This is a genomic window from Pandoraea bronchicola (assembly GCF_902459805.1).
GTDB lineage: Bacteria > Pseudomonadota > Gammaproteobacteria > Burkholderiales > Burkholderiaceae > Pandoraea > Pandoraea bronchicola.
Window position 1 is genome coordinate 26,993 of sequence record NZ_CABPST010000007.1, and the last position, 26,509, is coordinate 53,501.

26 protein-coding genes are annotated in these 26,509 nt (G+C 64.7%); 23 read left to right on the forward strand and 3 right to left on the reverse strand.

Annotation, left to right across the window (positions count from 1 at the left end):
- Positions 1 to 74 precede the first annotated feature (74 nt).
- From PBR20603_RS24450 to PBR20603_RS14370, 14 genes are all read left to right on the forward strand, one after another.
- Positions 75 to 2,444 carry a methyl-accepting chemotaxis protein gene (locus tag PBR20603_RS24450; RefSeq protein ID WP_217425966.1) on the forward strand — a complete coding sequence of 790 codons (2,370 nt, stop codon included), beginning with the start codon at positions 75 to 77 and terminating at the stop codon, positions 2,442 to 2,444.
- A gap of 62 nt (positions 2,445 to 2,506) precedes the next feature.
- Positions 2,507 to 4,273: a methyl-accepting chemotaxis protein gene (locus PBR20603_RS14310; RefSeq protein ID WP_150560189.1), complete on the forward strand. Its 1,767-nt coding sequence runs from the start codon at positions 2,507 to 2,509 to the stop codon at positions 4,271 to 4,273.
- A 173-nt stretch (positions 4,274 to 4,446) separates the two neighbouring features.
- Complete coding sequence (locus tag PBR20603_RS14315; protein WP_174977920.1) at positions 4,447 to 6,072, forward strand: methyl-accepting chemotaxis protein; 1,626 nt, start codon at positions 4,447 to 4,449, stop codon at positions 6,070 to 6,072.
- 60 nt (positions 6,073 to 6,132) lie between these two features.
- Entirely contained in the window at positions 6,133 to 7,083 is a 951-nt protein-coding gene (locus PBR20603_RS14320) for a CheR family methyltransferase (RefSeq protein WP_246174676.1), read from the forward strand.
- Between the two features lie 2 nt (positions 7,084 to 7,085).
- Complete coding sequence (cheD, locus tag PBR20603_RS14325; protein ID WP_150560190.1) at positions 7,086 to 7,760, forward strand: chemoreceptor glutamine deamidase CheD; 675 nt, start codon at positions 7,086 to 7,088, stop codon at positions 7,758 to 7,760.
- A complete protein-coding gene (locus PBR20603_RS14330) occupies positions 7,757 to 8,836 on the forward strand; it encodes a protein-glutamate methylesterase/protein-glutamine glutaminase (protein WP_150560191.1) in 1,080 nt (359 codons plus the stop codon). Before cheD ends, PBR20603_RS14330 begins: the two co-directional genes overlap by 4 nt.
- Before the next feature lie 134 nt (positions 8,837 to 8,970).
- The gene (gene cheY, locus PBR20603_RS14335; protein WP_039413638.1) at positions 8,971 to 9,369 is read left to right on the forward strand and encodes a chemotaxis response regulator CheY; all 399 of its coding nucleotides are present in this window, start codon (positions 8,971 to 8,973) and stop codon (positions 9,367 to 9,369) included.
- Positions 9,366 to 10,046, forward strand: coding sequence for a protein phosphatase CheZ (gene cheZ / locus PBR20603_RS14340; protein ID WP_150560192.1), 681 nt, complete (start codon positions 9,366 to 9,368; stop codon positions 10,044 to 10,046). Before cheY ends, cheZ begins: the two co-directional genes overlap by 4 nt.
- Before the next feature lie 186 nt (positions 10,047 to 10,232).
- A complete protein-coding gene (gene flhB, locus PBR20603_RS14345) occupies positions 10,233 to 11,384 on the forward strand; it encodes a flagellar biosynthesis protein FlhB (RefSeq protein WP_150560193.1) in 1,152 nt (383 codons plus the stop codon).
- A 48-nt stretch (positions 11,385 to 11,432) separates the two neighbouring features.
- Positions 11,433 to 13,493, forward strand: a complete 2,061-nt coding sequence (gene flhA / locus PBR20603_RS14350; RefSeq protein WP_425495820.1) for a flagellar biosynthesis protein FlhA — start codon at positions 11,433 to 11,435, stop codon at positions 13,491 to 13,493.
- Entirely contained in the window at positions 13,490 to 14,755 is a 1,266-nt protein-coding gene (flhF, locus tag PBR20603_RS14355) for a flagellar biosynthesis GTPase FlhF (RefSeq protein ID WP_150560195.1), read from the forward strand. The genes flhA and flhF overlap by 4 nt, the downstream gene beginning before the upstream one ends.
- Positions 14,748 to 15,605 (forward strand): MinD/ParA family ATP-binding protein, encoded by an 858-nt coding sequence (locus PBR20603_RS14360; RefSeq protein WP_150560196.1) that lies wholly within the window; start codon positions 14,748 to 14,750, stop codon positions 15,603 to 15,605. Before flhF ends, PBR20603_RS14360 begins: the two co-directional genes overlap by 8 nt.
- Positions 15,606 to 15,641: 36 nt before the next feature.
- Positions 15,642 to 16,370 carry an RNA polymerase sigma factor FliA gene (locus tag PBR20603_RS14365; protein WP_150560197.1) on the forward strand — a complete coding sequence of 243 codons (729 nt, stop codon included), beginning with the start codon at positions 15,642 to 15,644 and terminating at the stop codon, positions 16,368 to 16,370.
- 102 nt (positions 16,371 to 16,472) lie between these two features.
- A complete protein-coding gene (locus tag PBR20603_RS14370) occupies positions 16,473 to 16,631 on the forward strand; it encodes a toxin-antitoxin system HicB family antitoxin (protein ID WP_246174678.1) in 159 nt (52 codons plus the stop codon).
- 6 nt (positions 16,632 to 16,637) lie between these two features.
- Here PBR20603_RS14370 and PBR20603_RS14375 read toward each other — a convergent pair whose 3' ends face one another.
- The 3 genes from PBR20603_RS14375 to flgA form a co-directional block, all read right to left on the reverse strand.
- Positions 16,638 to 17,096 carry a flagella synthesis protein FlgN gene (locus PBR20603_RS14375; protein ID WP_150560198.1) on the reverse strand — a complete coding sequence of 153 codons (459 nt, stop codon included), beginning with the start codon at positions 17,094 to 17,096 and terminating at the stop codon, positions 16,638 to 16,640.
- A complete protein-coding gene (gene flgM, locus PBR20603_RS14380) occupies positions 17,093 to 17,434 on the reverse strand; it encodes a flagellar biosynthesis anti-sigma factor FlgM (protein WP_150560199.1) in 342 nt (113 codons plus the stop codon). The genes PBR20603_RS14375 and flgM overlap by 4 nt, the downstream gene beginning before the upstream one ends.
- Positions 17,435 to 17,560: 126 nt before the next feature.
- Complete coding sequence (flgA, locus tag PBR20603_RS14385; RefSeq protein ID WP_150560200.1) at positions 17,561 to 18,574, reverse strand: flagellar basal body P-ring formation chaperone FlgA; 1,014 nt, start codon at positions 18,572 to 18,574, stop codon at positions 17,561 to 17,563.
- Positions 18,575 to 18,999: 425 nt separating this feature from the next.
- On the opposite strand from flgA, the gene flgB reads away from it, so the two are divergent.
- The 9 genes from flgB (at position 19,000) to flgJ (ending at position 26,398) form a co-directional block, all read left to right on the forward strand.
- Positions 19,000 to 19,440: a flagellar basal body rod protein FlgB gene (gene flgB, locus PBR20603_RS14390; protein WP_150560347.1), complete on the forward strand. Its 441-nt coding sequence runs from the start codon at positions 19,000 to 19,002 to the stop codon at positions 19,438 to 19,440.
- Between the two features lie 5 nt (positions 19,441 to 19,445).
- Positions 19,446 to 19,850: a flagellar basal body rod protein FlgC gene (gene flgC / locus PBR20603_RS14395; RefSeq protein WP_150560201.1), complete on the forward strand. Its 405-nt coding sequence runs from the start codon at positions 19,446 to 19,448 to the stop codon at positions 19,848 to 19,850.
- A 23-nt stretch (positions 19,851 to 19,873) separates the two neighbouring features.
- The gene (gene flgD, locus PBR20603_RS14400) at positions 19,874 to 20,605 is read left to right on the forward strand and encodes a flagellar hook assembly protein FlgD (RefSeq protein ID WP_150560202.1); all 732 of its coding nucleotides are present in this window, start codon (positions 19,874 to 19,876) and stop codon (positions 20,603 to 20,605) included.
- Between the two features lie 79 nt (positions 20,606 to 20,684).
- A complete protein-coding gene (gene flgE / locus PBR20603_RS14405; protein WP_150560203.1) occupies positions 20,685 to 21,941 on the forward strand; it encodes a flagellar hook protein FlgE in 1,257 nt (418 codons plus the stop codon).
- A gap of 40 nt (positions 21,942 to 21,981) precedes the next feature.
- The gene (locus PBR20603_RS14410; protein ID WP_150560204.1) at positions 21,982 to 22,725 is read left to right on the forward strand and encodes a flagellar basal body rod protein FlgF; all 744 of its coding nucleotides are present in this window, start codon (positions 21,982 to 21,984) and stop codon (positions 22,723 to 22,725) included.
- 67 nt (positions 22,726 to 22,792) lie between these two features.
- Complete coding sequence (flgG, locus tag PBR20603_RS14415) at positions 22,793 to 23,575, forward strand: flagellar basal-body rod protein FlgG (RefSeq protein ID WP_150560205.1); 783 nt, start codon at positions 22,793 to 22,795, stop codon at positions 23,573 to 23,575.
- A 42-nt stretch (positions 23,576 to 23,617) separates the two neighbouring features.
- Complete coding sequence (locus PBR20603_RS14420; protein WP_174977922.1) at positions 23,618 to 24,331, forward strand: flagellar basal body L-ring protein FlgH; 714 nt, start codon at positions 23,618 to 23,620, stop codon at positions 24,329 to 24,331.
- A gap of 8 nt (positions 24,332 to 24,339) precedes the next feature.
- On the forward strand, positions 24,340 to 25,509 hold the full coding sequence (locus PBR20603_RS14425; RefSeq protein WP_425495821.1) for a flagellar basal body P-ring protein FlgI: 1,170 nt from the start codon (positions 24,340 to 24,342) through the stop codon (positions 25,507 to 25,509).
- A 1-nt stretch (position 25,510) separates the two neighbouring features.
- Positions 25,511 to 26,398, forward strand: a complete 888-nt coding sequence (gene flgJ / locus PBR20603_RS14430; protein WP_150560208.1) for a flagellar assembly peptidoglycan hydrolase FlgJ — start codon at positions 25,511 to 25,513, stop codon at positions 26,396 to 26,398.
- Positions 26,399 to 26,509 lie beyond the last annotated feature (111 nt).

A 26,509-nucleotide genomic window follows, 5' to 3' on the forward strand; every position in this document is an offset into this window, starting at 1 on the left:
ACGACGGGCCGAGACACCCGCAACATCACCCCACAAACCATAACCCACTCACCCAGTCCACGGAGACCCAGTACGTGCGCAATAACCAGCCCGTCACCCAGAACGAGTTCGTCATCGGCGAGCATCAGTACCTGATCTCACGAACGGATCTCAAGGGGCGGATCACGTATGCCAATCCCGCCTTCGTGGAGGTGAGCGGCTATTCGCGCGATGAACTGCTGGGCGCGCCGCACAACATCGTGCGCCATCCGGACATGCCGTCCGAGGCGTTCGGCGATTTGTGGGAGACGGTCCAGCGAGGCGACACGTGGATCGGGCTGGTCAAGAACCGCCGTAAGAACGGCGACTACTACTGGGTGCTGGCGACGGTGACGCCGACGCAGGAGAACGGCACGGTGGTGGGTTACACATCGGTGCGCGTACGTCCTGCGGCGGGGGCGACGGCGCAGGCTGAAGCCCTCTATGCGCGCTTTCGCAATGGGCAAGCCGGCAATCTGCGCATTCGCGGCGGTCAGGTCGAGCGCGGCGGTATTGCGGCACTAGTGCGCAAGGTGCGTCTCGATACGCTGCGTGCGCGTCTGACCGGCATGATCGTGCTCGGCGCGGTTCTGCTCGTCGTGGTCGGCGCTTTGGGCATGTGGGGCGTCTCGAGCAGCAATCAGAAGCTGTTGCGCGTGTACCAGAACGGTATGGTGCCGGTGAGCACGCTGGGCATGATCGGCCAGAAGCTGGATCGCGATGTGCTGCTCGTGGCGGAAGCCGTAGGCAGCCCGAACCTCGACGCCATGAAGCGTGCGGGCGACGAAATCGCTGGCAGCTTGGACGAGATCAATCGTCAGTGGGCGGAGTACATGAAGTCGGTCGATCCGGCGACGCAGGCGCAGGCGGAGCGTTTCAACGTGATTCGCCAGCGCTTCACGACCGATGGCCTTCAACAAACGGTCGCGATGCTCAAGGCCGGCTCGGCCGAGGGTGCCCAACAGACGTATATCGAGAAGGTGAAGCCGGCCTATGGCCCGATGCGCGACGAGCTGAACGTGCTCACGCGTCTAGAACTCACGCAGGCGACCGATCTGTACGAGCAAGCGCAGAAGGAGCACACCCTCGTGCGCGGCGCCACGGCGGTGGCAGTGCTCGGCGGCATTGTCATCCTGTTCGTTCTCGGCAGCATTCTGCGCCGGGCGATCAACCATCCGCTGCGCGTCGCGCTCTCGATGTCCAAGCAGATCGCGGCGGGCGACCTGACCGGCACGGCCGAAGGTTCGGGCCGTGACGAAATCGGGCAGTTGCTCTTCAGCCTCACGGTCATGAAGAACAGTCTGCTGTCCATCGTTTCGGATGTCCGAGACGGCATCGACTCGATCAATGTGGCCTCGCGCGAAATCGCCGCAGGCAACACCGATCTGTCGGCGCGCACTGAGCAACAGGCCGCCTCGCTCGAGCAGACGGCCTCGTCGATGGAGCAGCTCACCGCCACGGTCAAGCAGAACGCCGACAATGCCCGGCAAGCAAGCGCGATGGCGGTGAACGCCTCGGAAATTGCCGCGCGCGGCGGTCAGGTGGTGGGCAACGTCGTAGAGACCATGGACGGCATCTCGACGAGCTCGCACAAGATCGTCGACATCATCAGCGTGATCGAAGGCATTGCGTTCCAGACCAACATTCTCGCGCTCAACGCCGCCGTGGAAGCGGCCCGCGCGGGCGAGCAGGGACGCGGCTTCGCCGTGGTGGCAGGCGAAGTGCGCACGCTGGCGCAACGCAGTGCGGCAGCCGCGAAGGAAATCAAGGTGCTGATCGAAGACTCGGTCGGGCGCGTGGAAAACGGCTCGGCGCTCGTGGCGAAGGCCGGTCAGACGATGGACGAGATCGTGCAGGCGGTCAAACGCGTGACCGACATCATGGGCGAGATCTCGGCGGCTTCGGCCGAACAGTCGAGCGGCATCGAGCAGGTCAACCGTGCCGTGACGCAGATGGACGAGGTCACGCAACAGAACGCGGCGCTCGTGGAAGAAGCGGCGGCCGCCGCCGGATCGCTCGAAGACCAGGCGCATCGCTTGCGCGATTCGGTGGCTGTCTTCCGTGTCGGCGACAGCGTCAAGGCCGCCGGCGCCTCCAGCGCCACCAGGCAACGCACGGCGTCTACCGTGCGGCCATCGAGTGCCGCGGCACCCGCCGTAGCGGCATCGGTTGCCCCGGCAACCCCGGCGGCTGCGTCGACAGCCAGCGCTGCACCGGCACGCGCCAGTGCGGGCACGGGGGCAACGCGTACGGTGACGCGCCGGCCGCAGTCACCCGCGCCAGCAGCGCCGGCGGCAATCAGCGCACAGGATGACGCACAGGTGCTGCAACTGGCGGCACGACGGGGCAAGACACCGGCGGGCGGATCGACGGGGACAACGTCGACGGCGAAGTCGAGTGATCCGGGCGATTGGGAAGAGTTTTGACGTTTCGATGATTGAGATGGGTATGCCGGCCGCAGGCTGGTCTTCACGGGGTAGAGGTCGTTATGTTTAAGAATGTCACCATCCGGGCTCGGCTGACGCTGGCGCTAGGACTCTTCATGGTGCTGCTGGTTGTCGGCGCCGCTGTGGGTCTTGTCTCGCTGCGACAAAGCAATGCATCGTTGCAGGAGATCTACTCGAACGACATGGCGTCGGCGCGCTCGCTCGCGCAGACGACGATCTCGACACTGGGCGCACGCGTGACCCTCTCGCGCATCGAGTTCATTGCCGATCCGACCGAGATCAAGACGGCGATCGACAGCGTTCGCGGCAACCTCAAGAAGGCCGACGAGTCCTGGGCTGCCTACGCCGCACTGCCGATGAGCGATGGCGAGAAGAGCATGGCCGATGCCGTGGTCGCCGCGCGCGGCAAGGTCGTCAACGACGGCATCCTGCCCGCGCTCAAGGCCATCGAATCGGGTGACATTCCGGACTTCCACGCCAAGACGGTGATGGATGTGCCGCGTTTGTTCGCCGACTACACGAAGGCGATGACGGCACTGGCCGATCTGCAGGTCAAGAACGCCGAAGACCGCTACCTTGCTGCCCAGAGCCGCTACACGATGGTGATGTGGATGGTCGGGATCGGTCTGGCGGTCGGCCTGCTCGTCGGTATCGTGACGCAGATCACGCTCACGCGCGCCATCGTCGGCCCCATCGACGACGCGATCAAGCACTTCGAGAAGATTGCCGGCGGTGATCTGACGGCGCGCATCGACGTATGGAACGACACCGAGACCGGGCGTCTGTTCAAGGGCGTGAAGCACATGCAGGACAGCCTGGTGCGCACCGTGGCAGAGGTTCGCTCGGGCACCGAGTCGATCACTTCGGCGGCACAGCAAATCGCCGCCGGCAACACCGATCTGTCGGCACGCACCGAACAGCAAGCGGCATCGCTGGAAGAAACGGCCTCGTCGATGGAAGAACTCACGGCTACCGTGCGCCAGAACGCGGACAACGCGCGTCAGGCCAGCCAGCTTGCCGTGAACGCCTCGGAAATCGCCACGCGCGGTGGCGAGGTCTCCGGGCAGGTCGGTGAGACGATGGACGGCATTTCGGCTAGCTCGAACAAGATCGTCGACATCATCAGCGTGATCGACGGCATCGCCTTCCAGACCAATATTCTTGCCCTGAACGCCGCGGTGGAAGCCGCCCGTGCAGGTGAGCAAGGCCGTGGCTTCGCGGTGGTGGCGGGCGAAGTGCGCACGCTGGCGCAGCGCAGTGCTGCGGCCGCGAAGGAAATCAAGGCGCTGATCGAAGACTCGGCGCGCCGCGTGCATGACGGCACGGCGCTCGTGGCGCAGCAAGGCCAGACGATGGGCGAGATCGTGCAAGCGGTCAAACGTGTGACCGACATCATGGGTGAGATCTCGGCGGCCTCGGCGGAGCAGTCGAGCGGCATCGAGCAGGTCAACCGCGCGATCACGCAGATGGACGAAGTCACGCAGCAGAACGCGGCGCTCGTGGAAGAAGCGGCGGCGGCCGCTGGCTCGCTGGAAGAGCAGGCCAATCGCCTGAAGTCGGTCGTCTCGGTGTTCCGTCTGGATGCCAGCCAGGCCGTGGCAAGCCATTCGGCGCCGGCGCTGGCGGCGCTGCCGCCGGCAGCGCGTCCGGCGGTGAAGAAGGTAGCGGCGCCTGCGGCGTCGGCGGCGGCACCCGCGGCGAAGGCCGCACCGGCCCCGCTGCGCCGGCCGGCACCGGCTGCCGCCGCGCCGGCAGCCAGCGCTCGCACCGGCACGGACGATGCGAGCGGCGACTGGGAAACCTTCTGATCGCGCGTTACACACACAGCACGGAAACAACCTACTGGAACGGTGCACGCGTCTATCCCGAAGCGGGACGAGCCGGAATCGACGAGACGCGTGTCGGCAAGTGGCAATAATCGGTAAGACAAATGCCGTCGCGCGCATCATGCCGCGACGTGCAGCGGGTGGAGAGTCACATCATGATGCAGTTGAGTCTCAAAGCAAAACTCTGGTCCGCGCTTGCGCTCATGTGGCTGGGGCTTTTGATTCTCGGCGGCTGGGCTGCCTGGCATGAGCGCGGCACGGTGATATCGGAGCGACGCTCGGCGTTGGAGAACATCATCACCAGTGCCGACGGGATCGTGCGCGATTACGCGGCGCAGGCTGCGGCAGGCAAGATCAGCGTCGAAGAGGCCCAGCAGCAGGCCATGGCCCGCCTCAAGACCATGCGTTATGGCGACAACGGCTATCTGGTCATCTTCAACAGCAAGCCGGTCGTGCTCATGCATCCGACACTCGCCGATCTGGTGAACAAGGACGTCTCCGATTACAAGGACTCGAACGGCAAGCTGCTCTTTGTCGAGATGGCGCAGGTCGCCAAGAGCAAAGGCGCGGGCTTCGTCAATTACTACGGCCGCCTGCCCGGCAGCGACAAACAGATCGCCAAGCTCTCGTTCGTGAAGTACTTCGCGCCCTGGGACTGGGGCCTGATGAGCGGCGTGTATGTGCAGGACATCGACGAAGCGTTCTACGCCACACTGCTGCGTCTGGGCGTTGCGCTGCTTGCGATCGGCGCCGTCGTTACCGCTGCAATGGTCGCGATCATTCGCAACATACAACGCAGCCTCGGCGGCGAACCCGAATACGCGGCCGAAATCGCACATCGCATCGCCAGCGGCAATCTGCACGTTCATGTCAACGTGGCGCCGGGCGACACCAGCAGCCTGATCTACGCCATGCACAGCATGCAGCAGACGCTGGCCACGACCATCGGACAGATTCGTCAGGGTACCGAGTCGATCACGACGGCCGCGCATGAGATCGCGGCCGGCAATACCGATCTGTCGTCCCGCACCGAACAACAGGCGGCATCGCTCGAAGAGACGGCCTCGTCGATGGAGCAGCTCACCGCCACGGTCAAGCAGAACGCGGACAACGCGCGTCAGGCCAGCCAGCTCGCCGTGAACGCTTCGGATATCGCCACGCGTGGCGGTGAAGTGTCCGGACAGGTCGGCGCAACGATGGACGGCATCTCCGCCAGTTCGAGCAAGATCGTCGACATCATCGGGGTGATCGACGGGATTGCCTTCCAGACCAACATCCTTGCGCTGAACGCGGCGGTGGAAGCGGCGCGTGCCGGTGAGCAGGGCCGTGGCTTTGCCGTGGTGGCCGGGGAAGTGCGCACGCTGGCGCAACGCAGTGCGTCGGCGGCGAAGGAAATCAAGGCCCTCATCGAAGATTCGGCACGCCGTGTACAGGACGGCACGGCGCTCGTGGCGCAGCAGCGTCAGACGATGGGCGAGATCGTGCAGGCGGTCAAACGCGTGACCGACATCATGGGCGAGATCTCGGCGGCTTCGGCCGAACAGTCGAGCGGCATCGAGCAGGTCAACCGCGCCGTGGCGCAGATGGACGAGGTGACGCAGCAGAACGCGGCGCTGGTGGAAGAGGCGGCGGCCGCCGCTGGCGCGCTGGAGTCGCAGGCTCACGAACTGCGCGAGGCCGTGTCGGTGTTTCAGACGAACGGTGCGGGGGGCGGGAGCGTGCATGCCATGAGCGCTACGCGCCGGGAACCGACGCCGCAGCCGTTGGCTCGCGCGGCATGAACGCGAGCACAACAGCGAGCATGACGGCGGGTGACTGACGCCGTAGCAAAGTGAGAAACCATGACTGATTCGCGCAATACTTCGCATCTGTCGCACCGCAGTGCCGCTGGCAACACCGGCGCGGATGGCGCGGGCAGCTCGCGCAGCGCGGATTTCGCGCGCGCAAGCGGTGCCGCCCTCTCGGGCGAGCGCGACTTCGCCTTCTCGCTGGCGGACTTCAGCCGCATCCGCAACCTGATTTATCAGCGTGCCGGGATCGCATTGGCCGAACATAAGCGCGAGATGGTGTACAGCCGCATCGCGCGGCGTCTGCGTGCGCTCGGCATGACGAGCTTCACCGAATACCTCGACATGCTCGAAGCCGATACCGGCGACAGCGAATGGGAGGCGTTCACCAACGCGTTGACGACGAACCTCACGTCGTTCTTCCGCGAATCGCATCACTTTCCGCTGCTTGCCGACTTCGTGCGTCAGCGCCCCAAGCCGATCTCGGTCTGGTGCTGCGCGGCGTCGACCGGCGAAGAGCCGTATTCGATTGCGATGACGCTCGTCGACACGCTGGGTTCGCGCCCCAACGCAAGCGTGCTGGCGACCGATGTCGACACGCAGGTGCTTGCCCGCGCGTCGGCCGCCGTCTACAACGGCGAGCAGACCGGCAAGCTCTCGCAGGAGCAGTTGCGCCGTCACTTCCTGCGCGGCACGGGGGCGAACTCGGGCAAGATCAAGGTGCGTCCGGAATTACAGCAACTCGTGACGTTCGCGCCGCTGAACCTGCTGGCGCCGTCGTGGCAGATCGGCGGTCCGTTCGACGTCATTTTCTGCCGCAATGTGATGATTTATTTCGACAAGGCCACGCAGGCGCGGATTCTCGAGCGTTTCGTGCCCTTGCTCAAGCCGGACGGGCTGCTCTTTGCCGGGCACTCCGAGAACTTCACCTATGTGAGCCGGGCGTTCCGGCTGCGCGGGCAGACGGTCTACGAACTGGCCGGCTCGGGCGCACGGGGAGCCTGATCATGGCGCAACCATTGGCCGAAGCGCTCGCGACCAACCATTACTTCGACAGTGCGTTCAATACGCAGGCGGTGAAGCTGCTGCCGTCGGAGTATTTCGTCACGACCGAAGACATCATGCTCGTGACGGTGCTGGGCTCGTGCGTCGCCGCGTGTGTGCGCGACAGCGTCACCGGTATTGGCGGCATGAATCATTTCATGCTGCCTGACGATGGCGAGAGCGAGCGCGACCGTATACTCTCGGCGTCCATGCGCTACGGTGCATACGCCATGGAAATGCTCATCAACGAGCTGATCAAGCTCGGCGCAAAGCGCGAAAGGCTCGAAGCGAAAGTCTTCGGCGGCGGCGCGGTGCTGGCGGGCATGACCACACTGAATATCGGCGATCGCAACGCGAATTTCGTGTTGCGCTATCTCGAGATGGAGCAGATTCGCGTCACGGCGCAGGATCTGCTCGGACCGCATCCGCGCAAGGTGTGCTTTTTGCCGCGCACCGGGCGAGTGATGGTCAAGAAGCTGGGCGACCGGGGCGATCCGGCCATCGTTCAGCGCGAACAGGCGTATGCGCAGCGTTTGCGCACACGCGAAGTACGGGGCTCCGTAGAGCTCTTTGCGCCACCGGCCAGAAATGCCAAGCCTCGGCCGGGGCCTGATAACCGACAAATGGAGGGGGCTTGAGCGAACCAATCAAAGTCCTGTGCGTGGACGATTCCGCACTCGTGCGCAGCCTGATGACAGAGATCATCAACGCGCAACCGGACATGACCGTTGTGGCGACCGCCCCCGATCCGCTCGTGGCGCGCGACCTGATCAAGCAGTACAACCCGGACGTGCTCACGCTCGACGTCGAAATGCCGCGCATGGACGGGCTGGACTTCCTCGAGAAGCTCATGCGCCTGCGCCCGATGCCGGTGTTGATGGTGTCGTCGCTGACCGAGCGTGGCTCGGAGGTCACGCTGCGCGCGCTGGAACTCGGCGCGGTGGACTTCGTGACCAAGCCGCGCCTGGGCATTCGCGACGGCATGCTCGAATACGGCGAGATGATTGCCGACAAGATTCGCGCTGCCGCCCGCGCCCGTGTGCGTAGCGCTCCGCCCAAGAGCGCGGTGCCTGCGCCGATCGAAGCGGCGCCGATGCTGCGTAACCCGCTGGTGTCGACGGAGAAGTTGATTATCATCGGCGCGTCGACGGGCGGAACGGAAGCCATTCGCGAGGTGCTGGTACCGATGCCGCCGGACGCCCCGGCGATTCTGATCACCCAGCATATGCCGGCGGGCTTCACCAAGTCGTTCGCGCAGCGCCTGAACGGCCTGTGCCGCATCACGGTGAAGGAAGCCGAACATGGCGAGCGGGTGCTGCCGGGGCACGCGTACATCGCACCGGGGGGCGACACCCACTTGCAACTCTCGCGCAGCGGCGCGAACTATGTGGCCTTGCTCGACCCGGCACCGCCGGTGAATCGACATCGTCCGTCGGTCGATGTATTGTTTCGCTCCGCGGCGGTTCATGCCGGACGCAACGCGATCGGGGTGATTCTCACCGGCATGGGCCGCGACGGCGCGGCCGGTCTGGTGGAAATGCGCCAGGCCGGCGCACACACCTTCGCGCAGGATGAAGCGAGCTGCATCGTGTTCGGCATGCCGCGCGAGGCCATTGCGATGGGCGGCGCCGAGGAGGTGGTGCCGCTGCACGAGATGGCCCGTAAAGTGCTGCATCAGGTGTCGAAATTTGGCGAACGCACTCAACGGGTATAGTAGGGCGCTTTTTGGCGTTTTTTCGCCGTATGGTTCGTATCGATTTGCGGACACACTCAGGGCACTGAGTGATGGCGGAACCTGCCCATGAATATCGCCGGCCCCCGAGGGGCGCCGGCCGAATTGGAGTAATGATGGTAGACAAGAACATGAAATTCCTGGTCGTCGACGATTTTCCGACGATGCGCCGGATTGTGCGAAACCTGCTCAAGGAGCTGGGTTTCTCCAATGTCGACGAAGCGGAAGATGGTGCGGCGGCGCTGGCCAAGCTGCGCGGCGGCAACTTCGAATTCGTGGTCTCGGACTGGAACATGCCGAACATGGACGGCCTGACGATGCTCCAGCAGATCCGAGCCGATCCGAACCTCTCGAAGCTGCCGGTGCTGATGGTGACGGCCGAAGCGAAGAAGGAAAACATCATCGCCGCCGCCCAGGCCGGTGCGAGCGGGTACGTGGTCAAGCCGTTCACGGCCGCCACCCTGGATGAAAAGCTGGGCAAGATCTTCGAGAAAATGGAAAAAACGGGGGCCTGAGCGTGACCCACGAGGCGAGCACTGAATGGCCGGGTGAGCCCGATGGCGCTTACGTGACCGGCGAGGCGGACCCGGCCGAGCGCATGCTCATGCGCATCGGGCAGTTGACGCGCATGCTGCGCGACAACTTGCGTGAGCTGGGTCTGGACAAACAACTCGAGCAAGCTGCCGAGGCGATACCCGACGCGCGCGACCGCCTGAACTACGTCGCCACCATGACCGAGCAGGCGGCGGTGCGTGCGCTCACGGCCATCGAACTGGCCAAGCCGCTTCAGGACCGCCTCGAAGCCGACGCCAACGCCCTCGACGAACGTTGGGCCAAGTGGTTCGACGAGCCGCTCGAACTCGACGACGCGCGCAAGCTCGTGCTCGAGACGCGCACCTATCTGCGCCGCGTGCCGGAAGACACCCGTGCGACCAATCACCATCTGATGGAAATCATGATGGCGCAGGACTTCCAGGATCTGACCGGACAGGTCATCAAGAAGGTCATGGATGTCGTGCAGGAGATCGAGAAGCATCTGCTTCAGACGTTGCTCGAGAACTTGCCGCCGGAGAAGCGCAAGGAGGCCGAAGACTCGCTTCTCAACGGACCGCAGATCAAGAAGGAAGGCCGTACCGATATCGTGGCCGATCAGGGGCAGGTCGACGACCTGCTCGCCAGCCTCGGCTTCTGAGGGATTGCCTCGCCAGCCGGCTGACCGGCTCGCGGGGCGCCGATTTTCGGCCCCGGTACCGGCCCCGCCCGGCCGCCATCGCGAAATACCGCCCAATCCCGCCTCTATTCCCCCCTTTGTGACTTGACGGTTACGGCCATAATCAGTCGCGATAGGGTGGGTTCGTCCGCCCGCTGTGGATAGGGCATGGCTGAGGAAAGCGATCTCGAAAAGTCGGAACCTGCGTCTCCCCGGCGTCTTGAAAAGGCGCGCGAGGAGGGACAGGTTGCGCGTTCGCGCGAGCTATCCACGTTCGCCTTGCTGGCGGCCGGGGTCGCCGGCCTGTGGATGACGGCCGACCGGATCTCGCAGGGCTTCGCCCAGCTCATGCGCCACAGCATGCAGTTCGAGCCCGGCACTGCCCTCGACACCCACCGCATGCTTTCCAACGCCGCCCACTCGGGCGCCGACGCTCTCATCGCTATTGCCCCGCTGCTCGGCGTGCTGGTGCTGGCGGCGATCGCCGCGCCGATGGCGCTGGGTGGCTGGCTCTTCACGACCAAATCGCTCGCGCCCAACTTCGGCCGCCTGAACCCGCTCAAGGGGCTCGGCCGCATGTTCTCCACGCAAGGCCTGATCGAACTGATCAAGGCGGTGGCGAAGACGCTTCTCGTCGGTGCGGTGGCCTACTGGGCGATTGCGCGCGATAAGGACGCCGTGATGGGACTGATGACCCAATCGCCTCGCGCGGCGCTGCCCTACGTGGGCGAGATGATCGTGGTGTGCTGCGCGTTTATCGTCTCGTCGCTGTTGCTGGTGGCGGCCATCGATATTCCGTACCAGCTCTGGCAGCACTACAAGAAGCTGCGCATGACCAAGGAGGAAGTGCGGCAGGAAAACAAGGAGTCGGAAGGCGATCCGCACCTCAAGGCGCATATCCGCCAGTTGCAGCGCCAGACCGCGCGCCGGCGCATGATGCAGGACGTGCCCAAGGCCGACGTGATCGTGACCAACCCGACCCACTTTGCCGTCGCCCTCGAATACAAGGACAACATGCGCGCGCCGCGCGTGCTGGCCAAAGGAACCGACCTGGTGGCGCAGCGCATCCGTGAGATGGGCGCCGAGCACAACATCCCGATTCTCGAAGCCCCGCCGCTCGCGCGCGCGCTGCACGCGCACGTTGAGATCGGTCACGAAATTCCGGCCACGCTGTACACGGCCGTGGCCGAAGTGCTGGCGTGGGTCTTCCAGCTTCGCCGTTGGCGTACCGAGGGAGGCGTGGAGCCGAACGTTCCGTCTGACCTGCCGGTGCCGGCCGAACTCGACGCGCCGCGGCGCGCCGGGCCGAAACGAGTGTAACGAATGAACCTCAACCCTCGCGCGAACCAGCTACTGCGCTCGTCGCAAATGTTTCTCGGCGGCAGTCTGAAGTCGCTCGCCGCGCCGGTGCTGATCATCATGATTCTGGGCATGATGATCCTCCCGTTGCCGCCGTTCATCCTGGATCTGCTGTTCACCTTCAACATTGCGCTGGCGGTGATGGTGCTGCTCGTGAGCATGTACACGCAAAAGCCGCTCGACTTCGCGGCGTTTCCGAGTGTGCTGCTGTTCTCGACGCTGCTCAGACTGTCGCTGAACGTGGCGTCCACCCGTGTGGTGCTGCTCGAAGGCCATACTGGCCCGGACGCCGCCGGCAAGGTCATCGAGGCGTTCGGCCACTTCCTCGTGGGCGGCAACTACGCTGTCGGTATCGTGGTGTTCATCATCCTCGTGGTCATCAACTTCATGGTGATCACCAAGGGTGCCGGACGTATCGCGGAAGTCGGCGCCCGCTTCACCCTCGATGCCATGCCCGGCAAGCAGATGGCCATCGACGCCGACCTGAACGCCGGCTTGATCGGCGAAGAGGAGGCGCGCAAGCGCCGCTCGGTGATCGCGCAGGAAGCCGACTTCTACGGCTCGATGGACGGTGCGTCGAAGTTCGTGCGCGGCGACGCGGTCGCCGGTCTGCTCATCATGGTCATCAACATCGTCGGCGGTCTGATCGTCGGCGTGGTCCAGCACGGGCTGGACATCGGTCTGGCGGCCAAGAACTACACCCTGCTGACCATTGGTGACGGCCTCGTCGCGCAGATCCCGGCACTGGTGATCTCGACGGCCGCCGGTGTGGTCGTCTCGCGTGTGGCGACGGACGAAGACGTCGGCCAGCAGGTCGTCTCGCAGCTCTTCAGCAATCCGCGCGTCCTTGGGATCACGGCGGCGATTCTCGGTCTGATGGGGCTGATTCCGGGCATGCCGCACTTCGCCTTCCTGCTGCTGGCGATCGGTCTTGGCGCACTCGCCCGCTGGCAGTACCGCAAGGCCGAGGCGGCCAAGCAACAGGCCACGCGTCCGACGCCGGTGGCGGCCACCGCGCCCGCCGAAGTGGCCGAAGCCTCGTGGGAAGACGTGGCGCTCGTCGACCCGCTGGGCCTGGAAGTCGGTTATCGCCTCATTCCGCTCGTGGACCGCAATCAGGATGGCGAACTGCTCAAGCGTATCAAGGGTATCCGCAAGAAGTTCGCGCAGGAAATCGGCTTCCTCGCGCCGGTGGTCCACATTCGCGACAATCTGGAGCTGCGTCCGAACCAGTACCGCATCACGCTCAAAGGCGTGATCATCGGCGAGGGCGAGGCATATCCGGGTCAACTGCTCGCTATCGATCCGGGGCAGGTCACCGCGCCGCTGCAAGGCATGCCGACGCGCGATCCGGCCTTCGGTTTGCCGGCCACGTGGATCGACGTCGGCCAGCGCGATCAGGCACAGGCTTACGGCTACACAGTGGTCGATGCAGGCACCGTGGTCGCCACGCACCTGAATCACCTGATCAACGCGCACGCGCACGAATTGCTGGGACGTCAGGAAGTGCAGCAGCTCATCGAGCGTATCGGCAAGGATGCGCCGAAGCTCATCGAAGATCTGGTGCCGAAGACCATCGCGCTCACCACGTTGCAGAAGGTGTTGCAGAACCTGCTCGAGGAGCGGGTGCCGATTCGCGACATGCGTACCATCATCGACACCATTGCCGAGCATGGCGCGCGTGTGCAGGACCCGTACGACCTCACGGCGCTGGTGCGCCTGTCGCTGGGCCGCGCGATCACGCAAAGTGTGTTCCCGGGCAGCGGCGATCTCGAGGTGGTGGGGCTCGACGCCAATCTCGAACGAATTCTCACGCAGGCGTTGTCCGCAGGCGGAGGCACCGGTCTCGAGCCGGGCCTCGCGGACACATTGCTGCGTGAAACCCAGGCAGCCGTGGCGCGTCAGGAGCGTCAGGGCTTGCCGCCGGTACTGTTGGTTCAACATCCGCTGCGTTCGCTGCTCTCGCGCTTCCTGCGCCGCAGCCTGCCGCAGCTCAAGGTTTTGTCGTATGCGGAAGTGCCTGACACACGGAACGTGAAAATGACGGCACTCATCGGAGGTCAAGCGTGAAGATTCGGAAATTCTTTGCGGGCACGTGCCGCGACGCACTGCGCCAGATTCGCGAGGAAATCGGACCGGATGCGGTCGTGTTGTCCAACCGCTCGGTGGCCAACGGCGTGGAAATCGTTGCGCTGGCGGAAGAGGATCTCGACGCGCTCGCGGGGGGCGACATGCCGACGCACCGGCCGCGTCCGCGCCCGGTGGCACCGGTCGCGTCAGTGTCTGCGGCACCCGCCGTGGGTGCGCACGAGGCCGCCGCGGCGAGCGCGTTCGCGCAAACCATGATGGGCGAGCTCCAGAGCATGCGCGGCTTGCTCGAAGAACAGGTTGCGGGGCTGGTCTGGAACGACAAGCAACGCCGCTCCCCGGCACAGGGCGAGATTCTGCGCACGCTGCTCGCTGCCGGGTTCTCGGCGCAACTGGGCCGCGCGCTGCTCGAGCATCTGCCCGAGGGGAGCGACCGCGAGAGTGGTCTCGACTGGGTGAAGAGTGCGCTCAAGCGCAACCTGCCCGTCATGCCGAACGAAGACGAACTGATGGACCGCGGCGGCGTGTATGCGCTGATGGGCCCGACCGGCGTGGGCAAGACCACGACGACGGCCAAGCTCGCGGCGCGCTGCGTGATGCGTCACGGCGCGGAGAAGCTCGCATTGCTCACGACCGACAGCTATCGTATCGGCGGGCACGAGCAGTTGCGCATTTACGGCAAGATTCTCGGCGTGACGGTGCATGCGGTGAAGGATGCTACGGATCTGCGTCTCGCGCTGACCGAGTTGCGCAACAAGCACATGGTGCTGATCGACACGGTGGGCATGAGCCAGCGCGACCGTACGGTGCCGGAGCAGGTGGCGATGCTGTGCGGGGCGGAGACGCCGGTGCAGCGCTTGCTGTTGCTCAACGCCACGAGTCATGGCGACACGCTCAACGAAGTGGTGCATGCCTATCGCAGCGCCAGTGCCGAAGGCGGTGGCGATCTCGCCGGGTGTATTCTGACGAAGCTCGACGAGACGACGAATCTCGGCTCGGTGCTCGATACGGTGATTCGCCATCGATTGCCGGTGCATTATGTGTCCACCGGGCAGCGCGTGCCGGAGAACCTGCACGTTGCCGACCGGCAGTTCCTCGTCGATACGGCGCTTACCGCGCCGGTGACGGGCTCACCGTTCGTGCCGGCCGAGGAAGATTTGCCTGCGGTGGTGCGCGGAGTCGACCCCAACTACAGCGGGCTTTTCGCGCCCGCCCAACCTTCAGGCGAGGCCTGCTTTGGTTAAACTCGTAGTCGATCAAGCGGAAGGACTGCGCCGGTTGGTGGCGCGCCATACCACGCGTATCGTCGCGGTGGTAGGTAGTGCGCCTGAAGCGGGTCAGACGAGTGTTGCCCTGAATCTGGCCAGTGCGCTGGCCCATCACGGTCAGGATGTCGTGCTGGCCGACGAGAGCGGCCATGCGGCGCCGGCCCTCGGTCTGCCGCTGCGCGGCGACATCCACGACGTGCTCGCCGCGCGCGTATCGCCTGAGGCGATTCGCGTCCACACGCGCGACAACGTCGTCCTGGTGCCAGTGGCGCACCGTCATCCCGAACGTATCGATCCGTCGCTCGCGCTGCCATTGCTGACGACGGGCGAGCCCGATATCGTGGTCATCGATTGCACCCACGCGGGGGGGGCGGTGTTGAGCCCGCTCGCTGCGCATGCGCACGACGTGCTGGTGGTGCTCGGCTGCGAGCCGGCGGCGATCACGGGGGCGTATTCGTGGATCAAGCTGGCGCATTTCGAGTATGCGCTGGCGCAATTCCGGGTTCTGGTGAATCGGGCAGAAGATATCGAGGCACGCGTGGTGTGCCGCAATCTGGCAACGACGGCGAGCCGCTATCTGGCGGTGTCGCTGGACCTGGCAGGCCATGTCCCCGTGGATCGGCAAGTCATGCGTGCGCGGCAACTGACGCGCACCGTGGTCGATGCGTTCCCGATGGCGCCGGCGGCGGTGGCCTATCGTCAGTTGGCGGCACAGGTGATGCATTGGCCGTTGGCCATGCGAGAGACAGGTCCGGCGGCGCTCGGTGCCGATCGCGGCAGCGAGCTGACGCATGGGGTGGGCACGGTCAGTGCCCACACGGTCTGACATCACGGCACGCGTCGAGAGGAAGCGGAGGGAAACATGTATACCGCGCGCGGGAAGGTCGACACGAACGACACCCTGACCCAATACGCGCCATTGGTGCGCCGTCTGGCGCTGCAATTGATGGCGAAGCTGCCGGCGAGCGTGGAATTGGAAGATCTGATTCAGGCGGGCATGCTCGGGCTGCTCGATGCGTCGAACCGGTATCAGGAGACGCAGGGCGCCCAGTTCGAAACGTACGCGAGCCAGCGCATTCGCGGGGCGATGCTCGACGAGTTGCGCGAGCTGGACTGGGCCTCGCGAGGCATTCGCAAGACAGCGCGTCAGATCGAGCAGGCGGTGCAGCGACTGGAGCAACGGCTGGGACGAGGGCCGTCCGAGAGCGAGATTGCGGGCGAGATGTCCATCGGACTGGCCGAGTATCAGCACATGCTGCAGGAAGTGCACGGCTGTCAGTTGATCTATTACGAAGATTTCGAAGCGGCTGACGAAGAGCCGTTCATCGACCGGATCTGTTCGGACCCGGGGGCCGATCCGCTCACCATGCTGCTCGACGAGGGCTTGCGCGGCGGCGTCGTCGATGCGATCGACCGCTTGCCCGAGCGCGAAAAATTGCTGATGAGCCTCTACTACGAGCAAGGGTTGAATCTGCGCGAAATCGGCGCGGTGCTCGAAGTGAGCGAGTCTCGTGTCTGCCAGTTGCACAGCCAGGCGATCTCGCGCTTGCGCGCGACGCTGCGTGAGAAGGCGTGGACGTCGGCGAGTTGAGTCGCGGGAAATAGAAATCGCTCGGCGGCTTGCGCATCTCGGCGCACCGCATCCTCAAAATTCGGAAAGTCGTGGCCGGGGTGGCCGGCGATTGGCTCGCAAGTGGCGAAAAGGCTCCGCAATCGCTGGCCGAGCTATCGCTATCGCGGCGAATTCCGAGTGCGCATTCCGCCAACGCCGCATCGTGCGCTGGTGATCGAAGCTGCAGAACGGGGTGTGAGCCTGAATCGGCTCGCGAGCCTTAAGCGCTCGACGAACTAAGCCCGGTCAGGCCGTCACGCTACCGCCGCTCGAACGCGGCGTGGTGCGGCCATCCGGGCCGTACAGCGGAGCGTTCTTCTCCGGGCCGTACAGCACGTTCAGGGCTTGCTGGGTGTAGGTCAAGCGGGTGTGGATGAGTACGCCATTCGTATCGTTGGCGCGTTTGGCGTCCAACGCGGCGGCGAGCAGCGCCTTCCAGGCGGTGTCGATGCGGGAGTCGGCGGCCGCGGCGGCCGTGGCGCCAGCCTCGTCAGGCGTGAAACCCAGTGCTTCCAGTTGAGCGTCGCGCTCGCGGCCGAGTGTCGCGAGTTCCGTGACGGCGCGCGTCTTGCGCTCGGTCAGCTCCGGCAACGCGTCGAGCGTGCCGTTGACCAGTGCCTGCTGTTCCTCACCAAGCAACGCCGAAAACGCGCCAATGGCGGTCGTCTCGGCAGACAGGGCGTTCAGCAGGGCATCGGTGGTCATGACTTCGATTGCGTAGAAAGCAGATCGCGCGCGGTCGCGATGAGACCGTCCGCAATCTTGGAGGGATCGATAGTGAGCTGGCCCTTGGCAATCGCGTCCTTGATGGCGGCCACCTTGCTAACGTCGATATCTGCCGAGCCCGTCTGGGCGAGCGCTGCCTGCAAGGCGCGCATTTCCGACGACAGTGCGCTCGTGCTCACGCTCGCATCGCTGGCGGCATTTGCCACGGACGACGCCGAGCCATCGGCACCTACAGTGCCGGCGGTCGTCCGATCGGTCGCCGCCGCCTTGCCGGCGCCGACGCCAGTCAACGGATTGGCGGGTGGTTTGATCTTCATGTGCTTTCCCCAGAAACTTGCCTGTGTAACGGCATTATCCGCCCTAACTTTAGGCAAGTAACATCCTGTTACCAGTTCAAGTGACCGGGTGATTTCAGCGAATACTAAATCGTAGTAAGTGCTTACTCAAAGTGCAACTTCGACTTCGACGTTGCCACCTTTGCCAGTCTTGACCGTGCCGCTGACCACCTGACCGGCGCGGGTGCGCACCTGAACGGGGTCGCCAGCACTGGCACGCGAGAGCACCTGTCCTTCGGTGCTGACTTCGAAACCGGCGCCGCGCGAGACCACGCGGACCGTTTGTCCCTGCTGAACGGCAATTGCACTGCGCAGCAGATCGGAGCGAATCGGCAGCCCCGACGTAATACGGTTCACGGCAACGGTGCCGACGATCTGTCCGGCATCTGTCGCCACGGTGCGCGGCAGCAGCGTGAGATCGCCCTGGCGCGGCGACAGATCGTTTGGCCCGATGGTCTCGCCGGGATTGATCTGGCGCGCCGCAACGAAGTACGTTGCATTGATGCTCACGCGTGCCTGCAAATACAGCGTCCACGGACGCTCGCCCGAGCAACGCACGCCCACGGTCGTCGAGCCCCACAGGCGCGCCCCGGGCGGCAGAAACGGTTCGAGCACCGGGCAGGCTGGCATCCGATCGGAGACCGCGTCGCCGACCGTGACGCTCACGCGCCCGGGCAACCCGGTCGTTTGTTCGCGCAGGAAGCGTTCGGCCGTTTGACGAATGACTTCTGTGTTCTGGAACTGAGAATTCTGGGGGGCGGCCTGAGGCGCCTGCGCGTTCGCGCTGGCGACACCGGTATTCGCAGCATTCGGATTGGCGTTCGTCGTCGTAACGGGGCGAACCAGGTTCGGCGTGTTCGATGCGACGCCGCCCGCGGCGGCGTTGTTGCCGGGGATGACGATAGCGCCCGGGCCGAGCGTGTTGCCGAGGTTCTGTGCGGCGGTGTCGGAGGCGATACCTGCGGCGGGGGACGCGGCCTGCGCGAGGCCCGGCATTGTCAGGCTTGCCAGGCTCAGTGCGGCTGCCAGCAGGCCGGATCGTACGGACGAGCGCTGGCGCTGCCGCTGCGCATGGCGCGCGTGCGGGGCACTGGCAAGACCGCTGCCGAATTTGCCTGCCATGCTTACTCTCCTTGCAGCCGTCACCCGATGCAACCACGGGGTGCTCGACGCTCAACCTGCCTCAGCACACGAAAACCGCCCACGTATCCACGTGAAGCCGACGGCACCGGGCAGCGTTCCTATGCCTGGGGGGCGAACCCCGCCCGATGCCGTCAGGAAGCCATTCTAGAGATGTCCTGTGGCGGGGCATGGCTCGAAATGGCGGTCAATCTCCTTCCTATTCCTCCGATTGAATCCCGGGGGGGACGCATACGATGCGAAGCATGCCAAAAGGTCCGTACTTTTTCCGGACCCGGCAGGACATCCCGTCTGCGCACCGCGCGGCGCCCGCCAGACACCTCTGAGCGGACCCGTTGCCACTCGCGCACCACGGGCAGGTTTCTTGTGCATTACCCAGCATCAGGGCAAGCATCGGGCGAGACGAGATCATGGACAAACTGGACGCGGCATTGCGATTTTCCCAGCAGGCGCTGGCCATGCGCGCCTATCGCCAGGAGGTGATCTCGTCGAACATCGCCAACGCGGACACGCCGGGATACAAGTCGCGTGACGTCGATTTCAACAATGCATTGAGCCAGGCTGTCGAGCGCGGCGCGCAGCAACAGCTCGCCACCGAGTCGAGCGTGTCGCTCTCGCGCACATCGTCGCGCCACATCGCCGGACGTGGCGTGAGCATGGCGCCGCCGCTGGGCGGCCCCGAGCTGCTCTATCGCGTGCCGTATCAGCAAAGCGTGGACGGCAACACCGTCGAACTCGATGCCGAGCGCGTGAACTTCGCCGATAACGCCGTGCATTACCAAACGGGCCTCACGGTCCTGTCCAGCCAGATCAAGACGATGCTGGCAGCCATCACGAGTCAAGGGTAAGTGCCATGCCACTCATGAGCATTTTCGATGTTGCCGGCTCGGCCATGACGGCCCAGTCGCAGCGCATGAACGTCACGGCCAGCAATCTGGCCAACGCCGAGTCGGTGACCGGCCCCGACGGTCAGCCGTACCGCGCCAAGCAGGTCGTGTTTCAGGTCAACCCGGTGGCCGGGGCCGACGTCGGCGGTGTGAAAGTGGCCGGGGTGGTCGAAGACCCGTCGCCACTCAAGACGGTGTACGACCCGAAGAATCCGGCAGCCAATGCCCAGGGCTACGTCACCATGCCCAACGTGAATCCGGTGGAGGAGATGGTCAACATGATCTCCGCTTCCCGTTCCTATCAGGCCAACGTCGAGGCACTCAACACCGCCAAGACGCTGATGCTCAAAACCCTCACGGTCGGCCAGTAAGGGGCCGCGCGGAGACCAGAACAATGGCAAGTATCAACACGTCGAACCCTGCCAACCTCTCGCAGTCGTTCCTCGACTCGGTCAACGGCACGGCGAGCAACAGCTCGAGCTCGAAGTCCTCGGCAGGCAGCGCAGACGACCTGCAGAACAGCTTCCTGAAGTTGCTCGTCGCACAGATGAACAACCAGGATCCGCTCAACCCGATGGACAACTCGCAGGTGACCTCGCAGCTCGCGCAGATCAGCACGGTCTCGGGCATCACCCAATTGAACACCACGCTGTCGTCGGTGACGTCACAGCTCAACTCGACGCAGAGCCTGCAAGCCGCCGCGCTGGTCGGAAAGGGTGTGTTGATCCCGGGCAACAACGTCGGCGTTGGCAGCACCACGGCGACGGACGGCACCGTCACGAAGACGGCCACCCCGTTCGGCTTCGAACTGCCGAGCGATGCGGACACCGTCACGATCCAGATCAAGGACAGCACCGGCAAGGTGGTGCGCACGGTCAACGCGGGCGCGCTCGACGCTGGGGTGCAGGCCCTCACGTGGGACGCCAAGGATGATTCCGGCGCCGCAGTGGCCGATGGCAACTACACGTTGACGGTCAACGCCTCGGCCAACGGCAGCGCGGTGACGCCGACGCTGCTCTCCTATGCCCAGGTGCAGAGCGTGGTCGCCAGCACGACCGGCGCGCCGCTGCTCAATGTCGGCACGGGCTCGAACGTCAAGCTCTCCGACGTGCGCGAGATCCTGTAACCGCTCTTATCCGACGTAAGCCCTCAACCGTTTTCATCGCGACAGACATCGTCGACAACCGAATTTCAGGAGTATCACCATGGCATTTTCGACCGGATTGAGCGGCCTGAACGCCGCCTCCAAGGACCTGGACGTCATCGGCAACAACGTTGCCAACGCGGCCACCGTCGGTTTCAAGCAGGGACAGGCACAGTTCGCCGACATCTACGCCAACTCGCTGTTCGGTGCGGGCAACAACACCGTCGGTATCGGTACGCGTGTGTCGACCGTCGCGCAACAGTTCACGCAGGGCGACATCACGGTCACGAACCGTCAGCTCGACCTCGCAATTTCGGGCAACGGTTTCTTCCGCGTGTCGAACAACGGCACCATCGCCTACACGCGTAACGGCCAGTTCTCGCTCGACAAAAACGGCTACATCGTCGATGCCAACGGCGACCACCTGACCGGCTATCTCGCCGGGCCGAACGGCATCATCAACAGCGTGTCGCCGGTCGACCTGCAGATTCCGACGGGCGATCTGTCGCCGACGGCCACCACCAAGATCACGGGTCAGTTCAACCTCGACTCGCGCAAACCGGTCATTACGACTCCGTTCTCGATCACCGACTCGAGCTCGTACACGAACGCCACGTCGCTCAAGGTCTACGATTCGCTGGGCAACTCCCACGACGTAAATGTGTACTTCGCAAAGTCGAGCGTCGACCCGGTGACCAACAACGCCACGTGGTCCGTGTACGCCTCGGTCGACGGCACGACCCAGGTCGGGGCCGGCCCGATTGCCACTATGACGTTCAACTCGGCGGGGAGCCTCGTGGCGCAGACGGATTCGACGGGCGCTGCCGTCACCGGCCCGATCACGCTGCCGACGATCACCTACGGCAACGGCGCATCGAACGCCAACATGACGTTCGACCTGTCGGGCACCACGCAATACGGCAACACCTATTCGCCGAACACGCTCACACAGAACGGCTACACGTCGGGCCGTCTGACTGGCTTCACGTTCAACGCCGATGGCACCATCGTCGGCACGTACTCGAATACCCAGTCGATGACGCTCGGTCAGGTGGCGCTCGCCAACTTCAACAACGTGCAGGGCCTGATCCCGCTGGGCAACAACCTGTGGTCGGAGTCGGCCGATTCGGGCATTCCGATCGTCGGCGTGCCGGGTGGCACGAACCTCGGCAAGCTGCAGGCGGGCGCTGTGGAAGCGTCGAACGTCGACCTGACGGCGGAACTGGTCCACATGATCACGGCGCAGCGCAACTATCAAGCCAACGCGCAGACGATCAAGACGGAAGACCAGTTGATGCAGACGATGGTGAACCTGTAAGGCGGGCCGCGCACATGCGTAACTTGGACGGAGGCCGTCGATGGATCGTCTGATCTATATCGCCATGACGGGCGCGAAGCAGGCGATGGAGCAGCAATCGACCACCGCCAACAATCTGGCGAACGTCTCGACGCCGGGCTTTCGCGCCCAGCTCGCGGCGTTCCGTCAGGCCCCGGTGCGCGGGGCAGACGGCACGACGGGCACACGCACGTTCGTGGCCACGTCCACGCCGGGCACCGACTTCACGCCCGGTGCGATGCAGCAGACCGGCCGTGCGCTCGACGTTGCCATTCAGGGGCAGGGCTGGCTCGCCGTGCGCGACGCGCAGGGCCGCGAAGCCTACACCCGTGGCGGCAACCTCGAGATGACGGCCGACGGCCAGATCACGTTGCACGGCTTGCCGGTGATGACCGACGCCGGGCCGGCCGCAGTGCCGCCGGGCGCGGCCGTGACCATCGGCACCGATGGCACCCTCTCTGCGCTGGGACAGGGCGATCCGCCCAACTCCATCGCCGTCATGGGGCAGTTGAAGCTGGTGAATCCGCCGGAAGGCAATCTGGTGCGCGGCGACGACGGACTGTTCCGCACGGCGAACAACGCACCGGCGCAGGTCGATCCGAATGTCGTGGTGGTCTCGGGCTCGATCGAGAACAGCAACGTCAATCCGGTCAGTGGCCTGGTGAACATGATTTCGCAGTCGCGGGCTTTCGAGATGCAGATGAAGATGCTCTCGACGGCCGATACCAACGAACAAACCGCCAACCAGTTGCTGAACTTCAGCTAACGCGCGCGTGGTGCGCCAAGGTCGTCAGCGACCTCGCACCGCTGCCGTACACGGGGAGAATGACCCAATGATCCGTTCGCTCTACATCGCTGCTACCGGCATGAATGCCCAGCAGACGAACATGGACGTGATTTCGAACAACCTCGCCAACACCAGCACGAACGGCTTCAAGAAGGGCCGCGCGGTGTTCGAGGATCTGCTGTATCAGACGATCCGCCAGCCTGGCGCTCAGTCGTCGCAGCAGACGTTGCTGCCCTCGGGCCTGCAACTGGGCACGGGGGTGCGCCCGGCTGCGACCGAGCGCATCTTCACGCAGGGCAACCTGACCTCGACGAGCAACGCCAAGGACGTGGCCATCAACGGCGACGGCTTCTTCCAGGTGCTCATGCCGGACGGCACGACGGCCTACACGCGCGACGGCTCGTTCCAGGTCGACAACAACGGCCAGCTCGTGACGGCATCGGGTTTCCCGATCCAGCCGGCCATCACGATTCCGGCGAACGCGCTGTCGCTGACCATTGCTCGCGACGGCACGGTCTCGGTCACGCAACCGGGCAACACGGCCAACGTGCAGATCGGTACCTTCCAGCTCGCCACGTTCATCAACAACGCCGGCCTGCAAAGCATGGGCGAGAACCTCTACGCAGAGACGGCCGCCTCGGGCGCGCCGAACGTGGCGCAGCCGGGGACCAACGGTGCGGGCGTGCTCAACCAGAACTACGTCGAAACGTCGAACGTGAACGTCGTCGAAGAGCTGGTGAACATGATTTCTGCACAGCGTGCCTATGAAATCAACTCGAAGGCGGTGACCGCATCCGACCAGATGCTGCAACGTCTGACGCAGATGTAAGCAGCGGTTCGCCGCTGAAAGCACTCAGGAATGAACGTCGATATGTCCGCTCAAACGACCGCTACTCAGCGCAGCGCAGGCCACGCGCGGTACCTAGCGCTTGTCGCCGCCGCCGCGTTGAGCGGTCTGGCGGGCTGCGCCTACGTCCCGCAAGAGCCTGTGGTGACCGGCCCGACGACCACGCGTCCGCCACCCCCGCCGGTGGCGGCCGATCCGGAAGGCTCGATCTACCGTCCTCTGTACTCGAACCGTCCGCTGTTCGAGGACCGCCGCCCGCGTAATGTTGGTGACATTCTCACGATCGTCATCAACGAGAACACGGCGGCGAGCAAGAACTCGGCGGCCAACACGACCCGCGCGGGCAGCGGCAATCTGACGCTGAACCAGACGCCAGGCGTGATCGGCGGCGTGCTCAATAACCAAGGACTGGACGCGAGCGGCGCGAACAAGTTCGACGCCAAGGGCGCGGCCAACGCCAACAACGTGTTCTCGGGACAGATCACCGTGACCGTGATGGACGTGCTTTCCAACGGCAACCTTGCGGTGGCCGGTGAGAAGCAGATCGCGATCAACCAGGGCACGGAGTACATCAAGTTTTCGGGGATCGTCGCCCCGCAGACCATTTCAGGCGCGAACACCGTGCCTTCGACGCAGGTGGCCGATGCGCGCATCGAATACCGTGGCAAGGGCTACATCAATGAAGCCGAAACCATGGGCTGGCTGCAGCGCTTCTTCCTCAACGTTTCGCCCTTCTGATGTCGAACATGCCGTTCCTGTCGCGCCGCGCGCCCCATTACCGTCACCTTCGTCAGGCCGTGCGCCGCTTCGTCGCCGCGCTCGCCTTGGTGGGGGCGAGCGGCGCGGCATTGTTCATGCCGGGCGCCGCACATGCCGAGCGGCTCAAGGAGCTGGCGTCGATTCAGGGGGTGCGCGATAACCAGTTGATCGGCTACGGTCTGGTGGCCGGTCTCGATAACTCGGGCGACCAGACCACGCAAACGCCCTTTACCGTGCAGAGCATGACCAACATGCTCTCCCAGTTGGGGATTACCGTTGCGCCGGGCACCAACATGCAGTTGAAGAACGTGGCCGCCGTGATGGTGACAGCCACGCTGCCGGCGTTCACGCGCCCCGGTCAGGCCATCGACGTGGTGGTGTCGTCGATGGGTAACGCCAAGAGCCTGCGCGGCGGCACGCTGCTCATGACCCCGCTCAAGGGGCCGGACGGGCAGGTCTACGCGCTCGCACAAGGCAATCTGTTGATCGGCGGCGCTGGCGCGTCGGCCAACGGCTCGAGCGTAACCATCAACCAGTTGGCCTCGGGCCGTATTCCGAGCGGCGCGATTGTCGAGCGCGCGGTGCCGACCGCCATGGGCGGCCAGCCGGGCACCGTGCAGATGGAGCTGAACGCGACCGACTTTTCGACCGCGCAGCGCGTGGTCGATGCGGTGAACCGCCGCTTCGGTTTCGGTACTGCGCAGGCGCTGGACGGCCGCGTGATTCTGCTGCGCACGCCGACCGATCCGCCGGCCCGCGTGCAGTTCCTGGCGCAGCTCGAGAGTCTCGAGGTGCGTCCGGACAACACGGCCGCGCGCGTCATCATCAATGCGCGGACCGGTTCGGTCGTGATGAACCAGAACGTGACGATTCAGCAATGCGCGGTGGCTCACGGCAACCTGTCCGTGGTCATCGACACGCAGAACAATGTGAGCCAGCCGGCGCCGTTCTCGGGCGGGCAAACGGTGGTGGCCCCGAACTCGCAAATCTCCGTTCAACAGGAGAACAATGCGCTCAAGATGGTTAAGGCGGGCGCCAACCTCGCCGACGTCGTCAAGGCGCTGAACTCGCTTGGTGCGAGCCCGGCGGACCTGATGTCGATTCTGCAGGCCATGAAGGCCTCGGGCGCCCTGCGCGCCGATCTGGAGATCATCTGATATGGCCGACGGCAACCGACTCACCGGCGCGGCGGGCAAGAACCTGCCCGACCTGACGCAGCGCGCCACGTACGATATGCAGGGTCTGACGGCCTTGCGTGCTGCGGCGCACCAGCAGACACCGCAGGCCACGCAACAGGCCGCCAAGCAGTTCGAGGCTGTCTTCACGCAGATGATGATGAAGAGCATGCGCGACGCCACGATGTCCGGCGGCCTGCTCGGCAGCGATCAGGAAAAGATGTTCAACGGCATGCTCGACGACCAGCTGGCCCAGCAGCTCGCGTCGAACAAAGGCATCGGTCTGGCCGATCTGATGCTCAAGCAGCTCGCCAATACCGGCACCACGCTGCCGCCTGCCGCGATGGGGCGCCAGCAGTCGCTTCAGGGGCGCGCCTACAACTCGGCCGACGCCATCGGCGTGGCTGACGGCGCGCCGGCCGCAGCGGGCGAATTCGTCGACCGCATGGCCACGGCCGCGCAGAACGCCAGCGCGCAGAGCGGTATCCCGGCGCGCTTCATGTTGAGCCAGGCGGCGCTCGAGTCCGGCTGGGGCAAGCGTGAAATCCGTCGCAGCGACGGCAGCACGAGCTTCAACGTGTTCGGCATCAAGGCGGGCAAGAACTGGACGGGCCCGACCGTCGAAGTCGCCACGACCGAGTACGTGAATGGCCAGCCGCGCAAGGTGATGGCCAAGTTCCGGGCCTATCGCTCGTACGACGAGGCGTTCAACGACTACGCGAATCTGATCTCGAACAACCCGCGCTATGCGTCGGTCGTGGCAAGCGCCAACGATGCGGCGAGCTTTGCCACCAATCTCCAGCGCGCGGGTTACGCGACCGATCCGCAGTACGCCAGCAAGCTCATGAAGATCATGAAGAACTTCGCCTGAACGTCAGGTGGCGGGGCGGTTGGCCGTTGGCCGGCAGGCCGTACGGAAAACGGGACGAAATCATCTGGTGCGGCGGCCTCAATATTGCCGCCGGGCTGCCGTAAACACATC